The sequence below is a fragment of the Rhodocytophaga rosea genome, assembly GCF_010119975.1.
Lineage (GTDB): Bacteria > Bacteroidota > Bacteroidia > Cytophagales > 172606-1 > Rhodocytophaga > Rhodocytophaga rosea.
The window spans coordinates 6,978,433-6,994,902 of the sequence record NZ_CP048222.1 but is presented as its reverse complement, the minus strand read 5'-3'; the positions used below and the strand labels follow the sequence as shown (position 1 = coordinate 6,994,902).

Here is a 16,470-nt window from a genome sequence, read left to right as displayed (position 1 = left end):
CGTTTCTATATCCGTAAGACCCTAAATACTATATTGCTTACCTTTAAACCGAAAAGCCCCGATCAGAGCTTTTTATAGTAATGTATTTTCTCGCTGGCCTGATCCTATACACCATTTCCTTCGATTTCACTCCACTATTTTACCGGTTGAGCGCACTTGTTCATCGGTTTGTCAGAAAAGCATTCTTTACAGCCCGCAGTCGCATTTACTTTGGCTTATCAACATTGAGCAACCAGAGACATGCGATCAATTATACTCACACTTGTACTTATATTTTTTTACCAATGGGCATTTGCCCAGACCCTGATTAAAGGAAAAATCACAGATACCAGTGGTGAACCACTCCCCGGAGTAAATGTGTACCTGAAAAACACCTACGATGGCATTTCAACTGGAACTGATGGAAGTTTTACATTCAAAACCCCGGAAACCGGAAGCCAGATACTTGTAGCTACATTCGTAGGATACCAGGCATCAGAATTACCTATAGAGATAAAAGGGGCTGTACAAGAAATTAACCTGAAATTAAAGGAAGTACAGAGTGAGTTAAATACGGTAACTATTACGGCAGGGGCGTTTGAAGCCAGCGATGAAAAGAAATCTGTCATCCTGCGTCCACTGGATATATTTACAACAGCAGGAGCCAATGCCGATATCACCGTTGCCTTTCAGACCTTGCCTGGTGCCCAGCGGGTGGGTGATTCGGAAGGTTTGTTTGTGAGAGGAGGTTCGGCAAACGAAACTAAAACCATTATTGATGGCACGGTTGTAGAAAATCCTTTTTACAGCAATACACCGGATGTGCCCCAGCGGAGCCGCTTTTCTCCGGCTTTTTTCAAAGGAACCTCTTTTAGTACCGGCGGCTATTCTGCCCAGTATGGACAAGCTCTTTCGTCGGTGATGGTACTCAATACCAAAGATCTGCCTGATAGTTCGAAAACAGATATTGGCCTGATGGCAGCTGGCGGCTATGTTTCACGTACCCAGCGCTGGAACAAAACATCATTGTTTGCAGAAGGAATTTATACACACTTAGGTCCGCTGTTCAAACTGGTGCCACAGAATGTAGAGTGGCTGAAAGTGCCGCAATCAGCCGGAGGCACTGTTGTGTTTAAACATAAACCAACTGAACACAGCATTTTTAAAGTATACAGCAATTACACCCGTTCTCAATCCGGACTCAGGTACCGGGATTTCGAAAATATCGACCAGGAAAATTCCTTTTACCTGATCAATAATAATATCTATGTAAACACTTCCTATCAGCATGCGTTTGGTGAAGGAAAATGGGTGGCCACAGCGGCATCTTCTTACAGCTATAATCACGACGATATTGACATCAGCACCGATCATACCACCAGGTTTGAAGAACGGACCCAGGCCAGAGGAACTTTATCCCGTACGGTGGGTGAAAATTCATCTATTCTGGCAGGGGCAGAAATACATCAATACAGCTTTGGCAATAGTTTTAATGAATATAAAAATGAGCTGCAGGACACCTATGTAGCTGGGTTTGTAGAATCAGATATTTACCTCACCCGGAAACTAGCTGCCAGAATTGGTATCCGTACCGAGCATTCACAGCTTATTGATAACTACGCCATAGCGCCCAGGACTTCTCTGGCCTACAAAACAGGGGATTATAGCCAGATTTCCTTTGCTTTCGGACAGTTTTACCAGTCGCCGGAAAACAGGTATTTGTTTACCAACCGCAGACTGAACTTTGAGAAAGCCGATCATTTTATTCTCAACTATCAGCTGATGAAAAACAGGCGTACGTTCCGGGCTGAGGCGTATTATAAAGACTATACCCGTTTAGCCAGAGAACATGACCAGTTTCCTTACGATCCGAACCGTTTCAGGCAACCCACAGAAAACACCGACAACAGCGGATATGGATATGCACAAGGGCTAGATATATTCTGGCGGGATCAGCAAACATTTAAGAATGCAGATTACTGGGTGTCGTATTCTTTTCTGGATACCAAGCGTAATTATCAGAACTTTCCCACGGAAGCTATGCCTTCTTTTGCTTCCAGGCACAATGTGAGTGTGGTATATAAACAGTTTTTTACAGCCATCAGCAGCATGGTAAGTGTAACTTACAATTTCGCCAGCGGCCGCCCCTACTACAATCCCAATGCCGATCAGTTCATGAGTAATTTTACCAAACCCTATCATGGAATAAACGCCAGTATCTCTTACCTGACCCACATAAAAGACCATTTCACGGTAGTTTTTGCCTCGGTAAATAATGTATTGGGCACGCAGAATGTATTTGGTTACCGCTACTCTCTCGATGGTTCCAGGCGGCAGGAAATTGGTCAGGCGGCTACCAGGGGAATATTTGTAGGCATGTTTATTTCCATAGGTGCCGGCTTTGAGCCATAAGGCGAATAAGTGATTGAGCGATTGAGTGAGTTAAATAGTTACATGTTTAACAGGCTCTTAAAGAAATACTCATTCACTCATTTCTAATAAAATTTCAACTACTAAACACTATATACCATGAAAAAATCAATCATCCTTTCTTTAATTACCTTATTCTGCTCACTAGCTGCACTTGCCGGTGAAGACACTAAGTTTGAAAAAGCCATGCAAGCAGCCATTACGGCGGTGCATAGCAGCAAAACCGTAGAAGAAATGCAACAAGCCGCTAACCAGCTCGAACGTATTGCTACTGCTGAACCTAAAGAATGGCTGCCAGCTTACTGGGTAAGTTACAGTTATCTGAATATGGCTTTTATGGAAAATGATAATGTGCGTAAAGACCAGCTGATGGATAAAGCTGATCAGTTTTTACAGAAAGCGGAAGCCCAGCAATCCAATCAGGATGAAGTGCTGGTGATGAAAGCCTTTATCGCCCTCGGCCGTATTTCCATCGATGGACAAACCCGTTTTCAAACGTATGGACCAATTTTTAATGAATCTTTAGCCAAAGCCCGCCAGATTAATCAGGAAAATCCAAGAATTTACATGTTGGAAGGCCAGATGCTATATTATACCCCGGAAGCATTCGGAGGTGGAAAAGCCACAGCATGCCCTAAATTAAAAACGGCCATGGATAAATTTTCTTCCTTTAAGCCAGCATCCAGTATATCTCCGGATTGGGGAATTAAAAGTGCAGAACATCTATATGCTAACTGTGATGGCAAATAATCAGCTAATCTGATGGTGAGCTTTCGGCAGAAATAGCAGTAAAATGATTAACTTAACTGAATAAAAGCCTGTATTACACATGAAGCTACCTTTTATCCATAAAACGCCTGGGCTATTACTTCAGTACATTTTTGCTTCTTTACTCGTGCTTGCTTTGTCTGGCTTTACACATTTAAGCAGTGTAATCATTTATGACTTTGGCGGGAAGGGAAAAACCTACCTGATGGCATGGCTGTCGGCCTTTGGCAATGGACTCGTAGTAATGATTGCTGTGGTAGTGTTCAGAACCTGGTTTAAAAACCTGCAACATCCCTTCTGGAAGTATCTCTGGCTGAATCTAAGTATGCTGTTTCTGAACTTCGGGCTCAATTATGTGCTATTTGTTGTTATTATTTCCTCTAGAAACATTGATGGAAATATTGATCCTTCGCCGGAAGGAATGCGCTATTTGTATTCATTGCATCCCCTGATGGTGGGTAGCCTGATGATGTATTTCTTCGACCGGGAACAAAACCGTACCCGCAAGATCACCGAACAGGAATACCAGCTTTTGCAGTTGAAGGAACTAAAAACCAAAGCCGAACTGGAAGCTCTACAAGCGAAGATCAATCCGCATTTCCTGTATAATTCACTCAATTCCATTGCCAGCCTGGTCCATATCGACCCCGAACGGGCAGAGCAAATGGTGATGCTTTTGTCGAAGTTTTTCCGCTACAGCACTAGTGTTCAACACCAGTATTTTCATACGATGGGTGAAGAAATAGCCATGGTTACCACCTATCTGGAGGTGGAAAAAGTGCGTTTTGACGAGCGGCTGAATTATGAGATCCGGTTTACAGATGAGAACGTACAAAATAGTTTGATTCCCCGCTTCTTATTACAGCCACTGGCAGAAAATGCAATCAAACATGGCATTTCAAAAGTTGCCCAGCAGGGTAAAATTGAAATTATTATTTCCAGGCAAGGGGAATACGTTCAGATTATTATTCATGACAATGGACCGGCTTTTCCGCAGCAGTTAACTACCAGCTATGGCTTACAAAGCACCAGCGACAAACTGCGCATGCTTTGCGGCGAAGATGCCAGAATGGAAATTATAAACGGAGCATACAAACACTTAAAAATTACCCTGAAGTATCAACCCGCTCTTTCTCCGGAAACTGCTCAACTGGAAAGTGTCCCTGTTAAAAATAACTAACGATAGTCATTCTACTCAAGTATTGTAAACATTCAGCTAACTTCCTCCAACTAACCTTTTCTATGACTCCTCCCTACAGAACCTTACTGATAGATGACGAAAAACTGGCTGTTAAACGATTAGCCCGCTTGCTCAGCGAACATGAAGATAACATAGAAATTATTGGAGAAGCCTATAATGGGGCAGATGGCTTGCAAGTCATTGAACTGCTCAAACCCGACCTGATCTTTCTGGATATTGAAATGCCGGTACTGAACGGTTTTGAAATGCTTTCCAGGCTGAGCCACATTCCGGTTGTAGTATTTGCTACCGCTTTTGAAGCTTATGCCATCCGTGCTTTTGAGGAAAATGCCATTGATTATCTCCTGAAACCTGTTGAAAAAGAAAGGCTGCAACTGACTATTCAAAAACTAGGCAAAATGTACAGCCATACTACCGAATATAATAGGAAGCTCTTACATTTGATTGAGCAGTTCAAGCCTAAAAAAGACCTGATTTCCATTCCTGTAAAAACCGGCGAAAGAATTCTGCTGATCCGGCTGGAAGAAATCACCCATTTTGAAGCGGAGGATAAATATGTATACCTCAACACTGGCGATAACAAAAAGTACCTGATCGATTATACCCTCGCTGCCCTGGAAGAAAAACTGCCTCCTCATTTCATCAGGACCAGCCGGTCTACGATCATCAACCGGCTGTATATTAAGGAAATCCAGAAATACTTCAGTGGCCGATATGTGGTGCTTCTCAACGATAAAGCACAGACTAAAATTACCTCCGGCCTGAGTTATGCGGATAAAGTGCGGAGCCTGCTGGAGATTTAAGAAAAATAATAGTATGATCTGTTTTAGTTAAAAAAGAAACAGTAATTTCCTGATAAATTGCAGCAAAAGCTAATTACCAGTTGATCACAATAAAATCAGTAGTCTCTATCATTTAAGACTTACTCCTTTTGCTGCCAGTAAAGAAATGACTGAAGAAATAAATGAATACCTATTCTCCTATGGAACCTTGCAATATGAACAAGTACAACTGGATATATTTGGAAGGGTTTTACAGGGCACAGCGGACACTTTGGGAGGCTACACCCTTTCCAATATTATCATTCGGGATGAATCCTTTCATACAAAGGCAGAACAAGAATATTTTCCGATAGCTACTGTTTCCACAAATCAAGCAGATGCCATTCCGGGGCATGTATTTACTCTTACACCTCTGGAACTATTAGCTGCAGATAGATATGAACCAAGGGAATACCGAAGAATAAAAGTTGTGCTTCAATCCGAAAGGGAAGCATGGGTATATGTGGCTGCTTCCCCTATTGTATAATAGTAATTGTTGTGTCAGCTATGAAGGTTTTAGATTCATATTTATTTTTTACCTACTTGTAATAGAGGATTCAGAAAAACTTCATCTATCAATTCAATCTGCATAGAAGTCTGGTTTATATTCTGGTAATGCAGTTGTACAAAGCCATATTTTTCGTTAAAAAATAGCACTAACTGTGTTTTTCCAAAATCATTGCTTCCTTCGGCCAGGATTTTATAACACTCGAGTTTTCCTAATTTTGTAGAAAGTGTTTCTTTTCCCAAAAGTTTGTAAAACGCTTTAAACTCTTTTAATCCTTTCCACTCCATTAAATCTTTACTTCCCCAGTCCCCTCCTATCGTTATGTCAAAATTCCATGTTGAACCTGCTTTAAGCGGATATTTTAATACGGGGAAAGGACTGAATGCCAGAACCCTGTAATCTTCAAATCGAGGTGGATGAATCCATACCGTTGTATCGTTTTCTGTAACTCCGGTAAATTCTTTCATAGTATCTGCTTTTCTCCGCCAGATACATTCGGTTTGTCCAACCTCCGGATGCCGGTCTTTGAGGTTACATTTAAAAATTAGGGTATCGTGCTTTACAAATTCTGCTTTTTTACCGTAAAGCTTCACCGCATATACCATTTCCCGGTCTTTAAGATAAACCGGCTTGTGGCTCGTTAACTTTTTGACTGGTGCTGGTAATATTCTCTGGCTTTGTGCTGGTTTTACAGTTGCCGTAAGCAATAAAAGTAGGATTATTGAATGCGATAGCCGGTTCATAAGATGATTTTTTGCCACAAGATTAACGCTTCATCTCTAATTTGATGTATTTAAAACGAAGTAGCGCTGAATTGTATATCCAACGCTATTTTGTTTTTGAAATATATACTAATTAAAATCAACTGCTGCGCTCCACTTTTAGGTCTTTAGTGATCGTATCCCGGAACTCTGCCGGCGCAGTGGCCACCACATCATCCACATCCCGTACAAAAAACACCATCAGCGCTGCAATTCCCATAGAAATTCCGCCTAGCAGCATAGTAAAGCCCACTTCACCATTAAATACATTCCGGATAAAAAAACCCAGGATTCCGGCGGCTACAATTTGCGGCAATACAATAAAGAAGTTGAAAATACCCATGTACATCCCCATTTTCTTGGGCGGTAAAGCTCCGGCCAGAATCGCATAGGGCATAGAAAGTATGCTAGCCCAGGCGACACCCACACCTACCATCGACAGAATTAAAGCATACTGGTTTCTCACAAAGAATATGGAAGCTAGTCCCAGGCCACCCATAATCAGGCTGATGATGTGTACCGTTTTCCGGCTGGTCCGGCGGGCCATTACCGGCAATAAAAATGCACATAAGGCAGCCACACCATTATATACGGCAAACATAATATTTACCCAGTCGGCCCCTTCATTGTACAATTTGGAAGTAGTATCGGTAGAGCCAAAAGTATATTCAGTAACCACAGGCGTAGTATTGATCCACATCGCAAAAAGCGCAAACCAGGAAAAAAACTGCACCACCGCCAGTTGCTGCATGGTTTTGGGCATCCGGACAAAATCATCGAATACTTCCCTAATCCCCCCAGAGGTATGCTCCGCATCTGCCGCTTCACCATGAAAGGCTCTAAAATGGTCTGGCGGATATTCTTTTGTTTTGACAACTGTCCATATTACGGCGCCAATAAAAGCAATAGCACCCAGGTAAAAAGAATACTCCACAGAAAGCGGAATCTCTCCTGCCGCGGCAGTATTGGCCACACCAAACCAGTTATTCATCACATAAGGCAAGGCAGAAGCTACTACTGCACCAGTACCAATAAAGAAACTCTGCATGGCAAACCCAGTAGTTCGCTGTTCAGAAGGAAGCATATCGGCTACAAATGCCCGGAAAGGTTCCATAGAAATATTGATAGAAGCATCCAGAATCCAGAGTAATCCAGCAGCGACCCAAAGCACACTTGAATTAGGCATAACAATCAATGCCAATGAAGCCAGTATGGCACCAGCCAGAAAATAGGGCCTTCTGCGGCCCAATCCGTTCCAGGTACGGTCACTCATGTATCCTATAATAGGCTGAATGAGAAGTCCGGTGGTTGGGGCAGCTATCCACAAGATAGGAATATCGTCAATATTGGCACCTAAAGTTTGAAAGATCCGGCTCATATTGGCATTTTGTAAGCCAAGGCCGAACTGAATCCCGAGGAATCCGAAACTCATATTCCAGATCTGCCAAAAGCTAAGTGAAGGTTTTCTTACATTAGTGGTCGTCATATAAAAGGCTTCTACACAGGTGGGTTAATAGCACGTACACGTTTACACAAGAATTTAAATTTAGCTAAGTTTTTTTATAATTAAACTAATCTCAGGCAAATTGTTTATTTAGCTTTTCATGGCTTTTTTTGCTAAACTATCCTCCTATAAATTTGTTCTAAACGGATTGTTAAATAATGCCCATCTATATACTGGTCGTATAGCAAAAATCTGTTTCCTGAGAAAAACAAAACCCGCAAGTGGAATTACCTACGGGTTTAAAAGTTTAGCCCAATGAAAAACTAAAATATCTTTAACTCGCTTGCACAATCATTTTTTCCAGGTCTTTCAGGTCGATTTTACCCTGATAATAAGCCGTACTGAACATAACCCCATGTACGCCGATTTCCTCCAGTTTAATAATGTCGTCTATTGAACGAACCCCTCCGCTTGCCAGTAAATAAATATCAGGATAGGTTTCCAGTATGTTTTTATAGAGGTCAAAGGCAGGGCCTTGCATTTGACCTACCTGGTTCAGATCAGTACATTTTACATATTTGATCCCCCGTTCTACAAAGTATCCGAGAAATTCCATCAGATCAATATCCGTTTTTTTCTGCCATCCATGCGTTACAATTTTTCCGTCCCTGGCATCACCCGACAGTACAATTTTTTCACGTCCGTAACTCACTACCCACGAAGCAAAGAAATTGCGCTCATTTGCCGCCACATTATCCGCCGTAATATACTTGGCGCCATTTTCGAAAGCGATCCGCACATCAGAATCCGTAAGAATGCCCCCGGAAAAATCTACCGCCAGGTTGGTATAACTGGTGATCATCCGAAGTATATTATGATTTACAACCCTGCCCCGTTTAGCTCCATCCAGGTCAACCAGTTGAAGCCTTTTAATACCATGATCCTCAAAGGATTGAGCCAGCTCTATAGGATCATTGTCAAATACCTCGGCATTTTCAAAATCACCGGGAGCCATTTTAACACATTTGCCTTTGTAGATCGTAATAGACGGAATGATTTGTATCATAGATTGAGCCGCTTTCATATTTGTTTATATTATTTGTAAAAATAGTACAATAAATAAGATGTTTTAGTGAATAGCAAGAACAATGAAAGATTACTATTTTGCATCCATTTACCTTATTTATAGTAATGGGAAGATGAATTTACAACTTTTTCATCTAAATCAAATATGGCCTTGCAAAATTTTATTTTTTGAGAGAGACATAAGAAAAATACAGTTATTATTCTACAAATATTTTTTTCTACATCCTTGATTTTATTCCAAAATAATCGCTTTCCTGTATCTTTGCAGCCAAAATTTCTTATCCATGCAACTTGTGAATCACCATTACCAGATCCAGGGACTTAACCTTGAAGATATTTGCCAGGAATTTGGAACCCCTCTATATATATATGATGCCGATGCAATCCTTGAAAAGATACAAAGTCTGCGCACGGCTTTTTCAGGCTTACCGCTCCGGCTTAAATATGCGGCCAAAGCCCTAACTAATATTTCGATATTAAAACTGATGAAAAGTCAGCAGGTAGGAATCGATGTAGTTTCCATTCAGGAAGCCAGGCTTGGTTTAATGGCCGGTTTTGCGCCAGAAGAAATTATGTTCACCCCCAATGGTGTTTCTTTTCAGGAAATGCAGGAAGCCATTGAACTAGGCATTAATATCGGTATAGACAACCTGCCTATGCTTGAGCACTTTGGCCAGTTGTATGCAGATAAACTATCCTGCAGCCTGCGCCTGAATCCGCATATTGTTGCTGGCGGACATGCGAAAATCCAGGTAGCACATATTAATTCTAAATTTGGCATTTCCATTTCCCAGCTTTCCCAGATTCTGGAAATTGTAAACAACTACCAGATCAAAATCGCAGGCTTGCATGTTCACACCGGCTCCGACCTGAAAGATGCAGATGTATTTTTGCAAACAGCGGCTATTTTGTTTGATGCCGCTATGCAATTTAAGCATCTGCGGTTTATAAATTTTGGCGGAGGTTTTAAAGTAGCTTACAAAAAAGGGGATCATACCACGAACATTCACGAACTGGGTGCGAAATTAAAAGATGCTTTTCTGGCTTTTTGTGAACGTTATGGCAAAAACCTGGAAATCTGGTTTGAACCAGGCAAATTTCTGGTGAGTGAAGCAGGATTACTTCTGGTAAAAACAAATGTGGTTAAAAAAGCGCCAACCACCGTATTTGTACAGGTTGATTCCGGCATGAACCACCTGATTCGTCCAATGATGTACGATGCTTATCACGACATAGTGAATATTTCAAACCCGGATGGCCCACAGCAGGAATATACGGTGGTGGGATATATCTGCGAAACGGACACCCTGGGTGCTAACCGGGAATTGAACGAAGTCAGGGAGGGTGATATTATTGCCATTAAAAATGCAGGAGCTTATGGGTTCAGCATGAGTTCCAACTATAATTCCCGCCTTCGTCCGGCTGAAGTAATGGTATATAAAGGACAGGCCAAACTCATCCGCAAGCGGGAAGAACTGGAAGACCTGATCAAAAACCAGGTAGTTGCCGACTGGGAAAGCTAGTGATAGATCCATTATTTATGCAGAAAGCTGGCCCCATATTTACCCTGGATTTATTTCCGGTGATTGACCGTAAACTTACAGAAGTATTACGTTCCCTTTGCAGAGAAGATTGGGAGAAACAAACCATTGCACCCCTCTGGAAAGTGAAAGATATTGCGGCCCACCTGCTCGACGGAAATATCCGCGGCGTTTCTATGTCCAGGGATAACTATTTTGGCGTAAGTCCGGGTGAGATCCATTCCTACCAGGATCTGGTTGGCTTTCTGAACAAGTTAAATGCTGATTGGGTACAGGCCGCCAAACGAATCAGTCCGGAACTCATGATTAGCTTGCTGGACCTCACTGCCAACGCTTATTATGAACATGCTAGAACATTAGATCCTTTTGGAGAAGCGATTTTTTCTGTAGGCTGGGCTGGTGAGCAAACTTCTCCCAACTGGTTTCATATTGCCAGGGAATACACCGAAAAATGGCATCACCAGCAGCAGGTCAGATTAGCTGTTGGTCAGGAAGCAGAATTACTGCAGACACCTTTATATTTTCCTTTTCTGGATACTTCCATGCGTGCCCTCCCCTATCATTACCGTTCTGTTGCCGGACAAAAAGATGAAGTGATCCAGTTTACGGTTTCCGGTGGAAATGGAAGCTGGTACTTGTGGCACAATGGAGAAACCTGGGAATTACTGACTTCCTGTACTATTCCACCAGTTTGCGAAATCCTGTTAGACAAAGAAAAAGCCTGGCAGATTTTTACCAAAGGACTCAAAGCCGATCAAGCCCGTCCCTATGTACAAATCCAGGGTAAACAAACATATGGCGAACATATTTTCCATATGCTGGCAGTTATGGCGTAATCCTCTGGAACCGGGATGTATCGGATTAGAAGATTAACAGGATTAAGATAAATGAAATCCTGCCAATCCCTGACTCCTGTAAATCCAGGTTCCCGAATAAGCTTTTAAAGGAATGTAATTCGTAATTCGTAATTCGTAATTCGTAATTCGTAATTCGTAATTCGTAATTCGTAATTCGTAATTCGTAATTCGTAATTCGTAATTCGTAATTCGTAATTCGTAATTCGTAATTCGTAATTCGTAATTCGTAATTCGTAATTATTTTACACTCCCTGTGTGATGGCTTTCATCTTGGAAAGAGCAGTTTTGCACACTAATAATGCATCCTGGCTGTAATAGGTTTTGTTGAATACCTCAAAGGAAAGCACCACAGGCTTATCTGGCCGGCGGACATGCTGCAAAATCTGGCGGATGGGTGCTACGCCATCGCCGGGATAAATACGGTCGGGATCGGAAATATTTTCAGGGGCAATATTGGCTGGATAATCATTAATGTGGAAAACTTCCAAACCAGCTTTTCCTACCAGGTGCAGGCTATCCAAACTTGTACCACCTTTATAAATATGGTACACATCCAGCAATAGTCTGGCAGAAGAATGTCCGCTCTCAGTGGCTACATAGAGAACATCACTCAAGCGGTTGAGGTTTTGAGAAAATCCCCAGAGTTCGAGTTGCGGGACTACACCGGTTTGTTTGCTTAATTCCAGGATGGTATTATAACGTTCTGCGGCTCTTTTCAGGTCAAGACCGGGATCTTTGGTAGCACCCATGGGTGGGGCTGCGGTACGGAAACAGCCAATGCTGGCCAGCATATCCATCTCCTTTTTCAGCTGCTCCACGCCTTTTTGCCTGGTTGCCTCATCATCTACGATCCACTGGGCAAATCCGATACAGTTTTCAACCTTTAAGCCCAGGTCTTTGAGGCGTTTGTTCAGATCGGCAATGGTACCCCCTTTTTCAACATAGGTATTGAAAGAATCCATCCAGATTTCTACCGAACGGAATCCAGCTTTAGAGGCTGTTTCCAGCTCTTTCACCAAACCTAACTGATGGCCCCGGATGGTGCTCATGTTTAATGAGTAAATAAATGGCTGTGCTGGTGCTGGCTTAGCTTGAGAGGTTTGCGGCAATAGGGCCACTCCGGCAGAAGCACCCAAAAACTTTAATGTATCGCGGCGGTTGATGGTAGAATCAGACATGGGAAGTAGTGTGTTTCGGTAATTAAAAATAAAGCTATCGTTCTATATTTATGCTTGGAATCAGGCAATAAAAAATGATACAAATGCAAGAAACTAAAAAATGGCGAGAGAATCAATGGTGAGACGAATGTGTTTTTGGGAATGTTAGATTTTGGTCCCTACAAGTGGATATGAAATGGAGTATATAATTTATTTATAAGAATTGAATTCAGAAAGCTTTTTTCAACAGTTTGAGCTTTAGCTTTTGTCCTGTAAAACTAAAGAGAGATAATTTAAGGTTAGCGGGGGTATCGTTTTATTATTTTTTCATTATCTATATCAACTTTTAATGCTATTTCATTCATAGTCACAGTATCAATTTCCACACAATTTCGTAGTCCACCGATTACATTTTGGACACATTTTGAGTTTTTGAAGTCACTTACAATTATTTCATTATCGTTTTTAACATCATATATTTTCAGTACTTCTAACTCTTCGTGTTCATCTTCTAAGTACAAGAGGATTTGTTCTTTATCATTTGCATCTACCCAAGTACCTTTACGTAACTCTTTTCCTGTTCTCTTGTCTATTAGCTGTATAATATGAGGGTTGCCGGAACCAAATGATTGTACAAAAACAAAAGAACTGTCAAAATCTGCTCCTACATATCCAATATTCTTCTTTGATAATCCGTAACTACTACCACCGTTTAAATCCTTAATTTCAGTGGTATCTTTCATGAGAAAGATTGTTTAAAGCGTATCTGAATTATTTAACTCAGTAAATACTCGATATTCAAGTCTATATCCGTGTTTCAATTGAGTTTGAAAGTCATAATCAAGAAATACTGAGTCTAATATGTAGTTCCTTGTTTGATTCATTTCTTCGATATCCGACGAAATTTTCCTGACGGTTTCGATCAGTACTTGGTCAGATTTTGAGATTTTTGGTTGACAACTAACTATTGTCAATATTATCAATATAGAAATTGTACTTCTCATTTTGTGTGCCTCTAACACTCAATAACCTGTTATTTTACTTCTCCTCTTTCAGTTTGAAAGGCACAATCACGATAAACCTTTGTCTGGTGGGAACATTGTTCTGGAGGCCGGGTTTCCAGGCAGGTCCTTCTTTAATAAGGCGGATGGCTTCTTCATCGCAGCCATAGCCTAGTCCTTTTTTGATGGTAAAATCAGAGAGCGTACTATCCGCATTTACCCAAAACTCTACCCGGACATTTCCTTCAATTTTATTTTTCCTGGCAGTTTCCGGGTATCTAAGGTTATTGCGCATATAAATCCTGAAATCAGAGTAGCCTTTTACCGGCAGCGGTTTTGTAAACACGGCATCTTCCAGAGATTTTTTCTCAGTTCCATAACCTACTACAGCCACCTCATTCAAAGCCTTTATATCTTCAGTTAGCTTAATTTTTAGCGGCTCCTGATTTTTGATCACAGATTCCTCCGAATTATAGCCGATATAATTAAAAACAAGAATGCTTTCCAGGGGAACAAGTAACTTAAACTTGCCTTCTTCATCGGTTGTAGCTGTCTGAGCAGAGCCTTTTATTGTAACCGTTACACCCGCCAAGGGTGTTTCAAAACTTTCAGAAATGACTGTACCGTATATCATTACCGAACTCTGGGAAATACCACTTGGCTTACGTGAACTCAGGGTTGGTGCGATTAGAGTTGTTACCTCTTCATCTGCTTTTTTAGCCCGTTTAGCTTCCGGTACGGCAGCCACTCTGGGCAATGCCGGAGCTGTTTCTTCTTCCAGTAGATCAGCTTCAATATCTGAAGAAGGGCTGGGAGCGGGAGCACTTACTGCTTCTGTTACAGATAATTGCTCTGACACGATACTTTCTTCCTTTTCTGCTTCTATTATTACAGGAGCTGGTTTTTTTTCTGACAATGTAAATGGAACGGATTTAAATGCTTGCGGCTCATTCCGGGCAGATAATTGCTGGTTCTGAGTTATTAACTCTTCAGGCTTGGCCGCACTCATATCTTCCTTTGCAGCAGAGCCAGGCTGTAATGCTGGCGCTTGTTTCGGTGCCGACATGGATATCTGCTCTTTGGGTTTTCTGAACCTACGATCAATGCGAAGGATGATAAAAACGGCAGTCAGCAGGATAAGGATAGAAGCCGCTACACTCATCGGTTTCCACAAAACAGTAACCAGCTTCCGTTTGCGTCGGATCACCGGCTGCCGCATGGTTTTCTTGCGGATATTTTTCTTTATATGAGCAACGGCATCAAGCGCCTGTTCTGGTTCCGGAATTGCAGATAATCCTTCAAAGGCATCCGAACAAAGCTCACAATCCAGCAGATGTCGTTCTACCTGGTGCATACCCCTGCCAGGAAGGGTATCGTCCAGATATGCCTGCATCTGTTCCAGGGACAAATGTTCGGTATCCGGCAGGGTCATATGTTGTTTGCTTTTACTCATTCTCTTTTTCCAGATAGATCTTCAGGTTACGTTTACCGTTCTGAATATAACTTTTTACTTTCTTGAGATCGTAACCCGTAATGTCAGCTATTTCCTTATAACATTTCTGCTGTAAATAAAACAATTCTATGCACTGTTTTTGTTCGGCTGGCAATACTTGTATTCCTTTTTCCAGCAATGCCAGGTTATCTTCCAGTCCATCATCGTCTTCTATAAGATGCCGGTCCTTGTCATTTTCCATATCATCGCTCACCTCAAAGGTAAGAATGTTCTTTTCGTGCCGTACCCTGGCCGAACGCAGCCACATCAGACAATGGTTTTTGGCCAGTACATGCAGCCAGCTTTTAAAGTTACTAATTTCATGCACTTTTAGCTCCACCAGCAGTTTCTCGAAAATCTGCATCACCGCATCCTTGCTGTCCTCCTCATTTTTCAGGTATTTCATGCATACTCCATATACCAGGTGTACATAGCGCTCAAATAACTCTCCGGCATGGGCAGCATCCGAAGTCCGTCTGTAAAGCCGGATCAGTTCATTATCATCAGGAGGCTTTGGTTTAGAGAATCGTTTGAAAAACAAAATATATGCTGGTTAAATGATGTGGATGGCTGGATGGGTTAAATGATTTTTATTGTTAAATAGTTAAATTGTTAGGTAGTGCAATAATTGCAATAATAGATAGTGCGTATTTCAATTGTCAAGTGAATAAAGATTGGCAATAGTAATTTTTAGTCATAAATGTAATACTTCCAATGCTTTGTATTGGTGACATAAAGTGTTTCAAGTTCACCTTCAGCTTTGTGACTATCATTTTTATCATACGTGACTATCTCAAAGTTGAATCCCATGATTACATTTTGAGAAAAAGAAACCCTGTAACTGTCGCCGGTCGGTTGGTACTGATACTGAGCAACACCCATGATCCAAGGTGAAGGAATAAATTTTAAATAAGATTCCTTTTTCAGCTGATCCAAAGAAACTGGATAATATCCTTTGTCTCTATTGTACTTTTCCACTGCTATAATCAATGGAGTTGCCCTTCCAATTGCCGTTTCCCGGCTATAGGTTCTAGCAAAGTCAGAAAGCCAGATTACTGTCAGGAAGGAAAAGATTGGCAAAGTGAGCATTAACAGCGGTCTCGCACCGATCTTATAGGTTTTGTCTCTGCTAACTTTTTTTACTTCCATAATTGTTCCCACCAGACCGAACAGACTGACTACAAGAGCCGGAATACTCAAAAATTGTATGCTGCTTGAAATAAAATTAATGGGCGTACTCAAAAAACTGGGACCTGGAAGAAAAGGACTTACGATTAGTACCCCTACTATCAGGTTAATAATTCCTACTCGTATCAAAGTTCTTCTATTCATTTCTTTTATAGTAGCCAATACAAAGCAAATCTACATTACTCCAATATAAGGATTATTAAATTTATTTTAAAATTCATACACTGCTTTATGGA

Annotated in this window: 15 protein-coding genes; 7 read left to right on the top strand and 8 right to left on the bottom strand. The window is 41.4% G+C overall.

Translation table 11 applies throughout. The annotated features are described in order from the left end of the window. Positions 1-240 precede the first annotated feature (240 nt). From GXP67_RS28895 to GXP67_RS28875, 5 genes are all read left to right on the top strand, one after another. Positions 241-2,391, top strand: coding sequence for a TonB-dependent receptor (locus tag GXP67_RS28895; RefSeq protein ID WP_162446357.1), 2,151 nt, complete (start codon positions 241-243; stop codon positions 2,389-2,391). A 117-nt stretch (positions 2,392-2,508) separates the two neighbouring features. Beyond that, complete coding sequence (locus GXP67_RS28890; RefSeq protein WP_162446356.1) at positions 2,509-3,159, top strand: hypothetical protein; 651 nt, start codon at positions 2,509-2,511, stop codon at positions 3,157-3,159. A 79-nt stretch (positions 3,160-3,238) separates the two neighbouring features. Next, positions 3,239-4,357, top strand: a complete 1,119-nt coding sequence (locus tag GXP67_RS28885) for a sensor histidine kinase (RefSeq protein ID WP_162446355.1) — start codon at positions 3,239-3,241, stop codon at positions 4,355-4,357. Positions 4,358-4,419: 62 nt separating this feature from the next. Beyond that, positions 4,420-5,181, top strand: coding sequence for a LytR/AlgR family response regulator transcription factor (locus GXP67_RS28880; RefSeq protein ID WP_162446354.1), 762 nt, complete (start codon positions 4,420-4,422; stop codon positions 5,179-5,181). 145 nt (positions 5,182-5,326) lie between these two features. Then, the gene (locus tag GXP67_RS28875; protein WP_162446353.1) at positions 5,327-5,686 is read left to right on the top strand and encodes a gamma-glutamylcyclotransferase family protein; all 360 of its coding nucleotides are present in this window, start codon (positions 5,327-5,329) and stop codon (positions 5,684-5,686) included. Between the two features lie 41 nt (positions 5,687-5,727). On the opposite strand, the gene GXP67_RS28870 is transcribed toward GXP67_RS28875, so the two are convergent. From GXP67_RS28870 to GXP67_RS28860, 3 genes are all read right to left on the bottom strand, one after another. After that, entirely contained in the window at positions 5,728-6,450 is a 723-nt protein-coding gene (locus GXP67_RS28870; RefSeq protein ID WP_162446352.1) for a hypothetical protein, read from the bottom strand. A gap of 118 nt (positions 6,451-6,568) precedes the next feature. Beyond that, complete coding sequence (locus GXP67_RS28865; protein WP_162446351.1) at positions 6,569-7,900, bottom strand: MFS transporter; 1,332 nt, start codon at positions 7,898-7,900, stop codon at positions 6,569-6,571. A 346-nt stretch (positions 7,901-8,246) separates the two neighbouring features. Next, positions 8,247-8,996: a 1-(5-phosphoribosyl)-5-[(5-phosphoribosylamino)methylideneamino]imidazole-4-carboxamide isomerase gene (locus GXP67_RS28860; protein ID WP_232064638.1), complete on the bottom strand. Its 750-nt coding sequence runs from the start codon at positions 8,994-8,996 to the stop codon at positions 8,247-8,249. Between the two features lie 286 nt (positions 8,997-9,282). Here GXP67_RS28860 and lysA point away from each other — a divergent pair, with 286 nt between their 5' ends. Then, complete coding sequence (gene lysA, locus GXP67_RS28855; RefSeq protein WP_162446350.1) at positions 9,283-10,521, top strand: diaminopimelate decarboxylase; 1,239 nt, start codon at positions 9,283-9,285, stop codon at positions 10,519-10,521. Between the two features lie 17 nt (positions 10,522-10,538). Next, positions 10,539-11,375 (top strand): maleylpyruvate isomerase N-terminal domain-containing protein, encoded by an 837-nt coding sequence (locus GXP67_RS28850; protein ID WP_162446349.1) that lies wholly within the window; start codon positions 10,539-10,541, stop codon positions 11,373-11,375. 263 nt (positions 11,376-11,638) lie between these two features. On the opposite strand, the gene GXP67_RS28845 is transcribed toward GXP67_RS28850, so the two are convergent. From GXP67_RS28845 to GXP67_RS28825, 5 genes are all read right to left on the bottom strand, one after another. Beyond that, entirely contained in the window at positions 11,639-12,574 is a 936-nt protein-coding gene (locus tag GXP67_RS28845; RefSeq protein ID WP_162446348.1) for a sugar phosphate isomerase/epimerase family protein, read from the bottom strand. Between the two features lie 278 nt (positions 12,575-12,852). After that, complete coding sequence (locus GXP67_RS28840; RefSeq protein WP_162446347.1) at positions 12,853-13,296, bottom strand: hypothetical protein; 444 nt, start codon at positions 13,294-13,296, stop codon at positions 12,853-12,855. Positions 13,297-13,591: 295 nt separating this feature from the next. Beyond that, positions 13,592-15,007, bottom strand: coding sequence for a TonB family protein (locus GXP67_RS28835; RefSeq protein WP_162446346.1), 1,416 nt, complete (start codon positions 15,005-15,007; stop codon positions 13,592-13,594). Then, a complete protein-coding gene (locus GXP67_RS28830; protein WP_162446345.1) occupies positions 15,000-15,587 on the bottom strand; it encodes an RNA polymerase sigma factor in 588 nt (195 codons plus the stop codon). Before GXP67_RS28830 ends, GXP67_RS28835 begins: the two co-directional genes overlap by 8 nt. Before the next feature lie 149 nt (positions 15,588-15,736). After that, entirely contained in the window at positions 15,737-16,378 is a 642-nt protein-coding gene (locus GXP67_RS28825; protein WP_162446344.1) for a hypothetical protein, read from the bottom strand. Positions 16,379-16,470 lie beyond the last annotated feature (92 nt).

What these genes read in the sequence shown, in the direction of transcription:
- GXP67_RS28895 (WP_162446357.1), top strand. Translation starts at nt 241, where the DNA reads ATGCGATCAATTATACTCACACTTGTACTTATATTTTTTTACCAATGG.
- GXP67_RS28890 (WP_162446356.1), top strand. Translation starts at nt 2,509, where the DNA reads ATGAAAAAATCAATCATCCTTTCTTTAATTACCTTATTCTGCTCACTA.
- GXP67_RS28885 (WP_162446355.1), top strand. Translation starts at nt 3,239, where the DNA reads ATGAAGCTACCTTTTATCCATAAAACGCCTGGGCTATTACTTCAGTAC.
- GXP67_RS28880 (WP_162446354.1), top strand. Translation starts at nt 4,420, where the DNA reads ATGACTCCTCCCTACAGAACCTTACTGATAGATGACGAAAAACTGGCT.
- GXP67_RS28875 (WP_162446353.1), top strand. Translation starts at nt 5,327, where the DNA reads ATGACTGAAGAAATAAATGAATACCTATTCTCCTATGGAACCTTGCAA.
- GXP67_RS28870 (WP_162446352.1), bottom strand. Translation starts at nt 6,450, where the DNA reads ATGAACCGGCTATCGCATTCAATAATCCTACTTTTATTGCTTACGGCA.
- GXP67_RS28865 (WP_162446351.1), bottom strand. Translation starts at nt 7,900, where the DNA reads ATGAGTTTCGGATTCCTCGGGATTCAGTTCGGCCTTGGCTTACAAAAT.
- GXP67_RS28860 (WP_232064638.1), bottom strand. Translation starts at nt 8,996, where the DNA reads ATGAAAGCGGCTCAATCTATGATACAAATCATTCCGTCTATTACGATC.
- lysA (WP_162446350.1), top strand. Translation starts at nt 9,283, where the DNA reads ATGCAACTTGTGAATCACCATTACCAGATCCAGGGACTTAACCTTGAA.
- GXP67_RS28850 (WP_162446349.1), top strand. Translation starts at nt 10,539, where the DNA reads ATGCAGAAAGCTGGCCCCATATTTACCCTGGATTTATTTCCGGTGATT.
- GXP67_RS28845 (WP_162446348.1), bottom strand. Translation starts at nt 12,574, where the DNA reads ATGTCTGATTCTACCATCAACCGCCGCGATACATTAAAGTTTTTGGGT.
- GXP67_RS28840 (WP_162446347.1), bottom strand. Translation starts at nt 13,296, where the DNA reads ATGAAAGATACCACTGAAATTAAGGATTTAAACGGTGGTAGTAGTTAC.
- GXP67_RS28835 (WP_162446346.1), bottom strand. Translation starts at nt 15,007, where the DNA reads ATGAGTAAAAGCAAACAACATATGACCCTGCCGGATACCGAACATTTG.
- GXP67_RS28825 (WP_162446344.1), bottom strand. Translation starts at nt 16,378, where the DNA reads ATGAATAGAAGAACTTTGATACGAGTAGGAATTATTAACCTGATAGTA.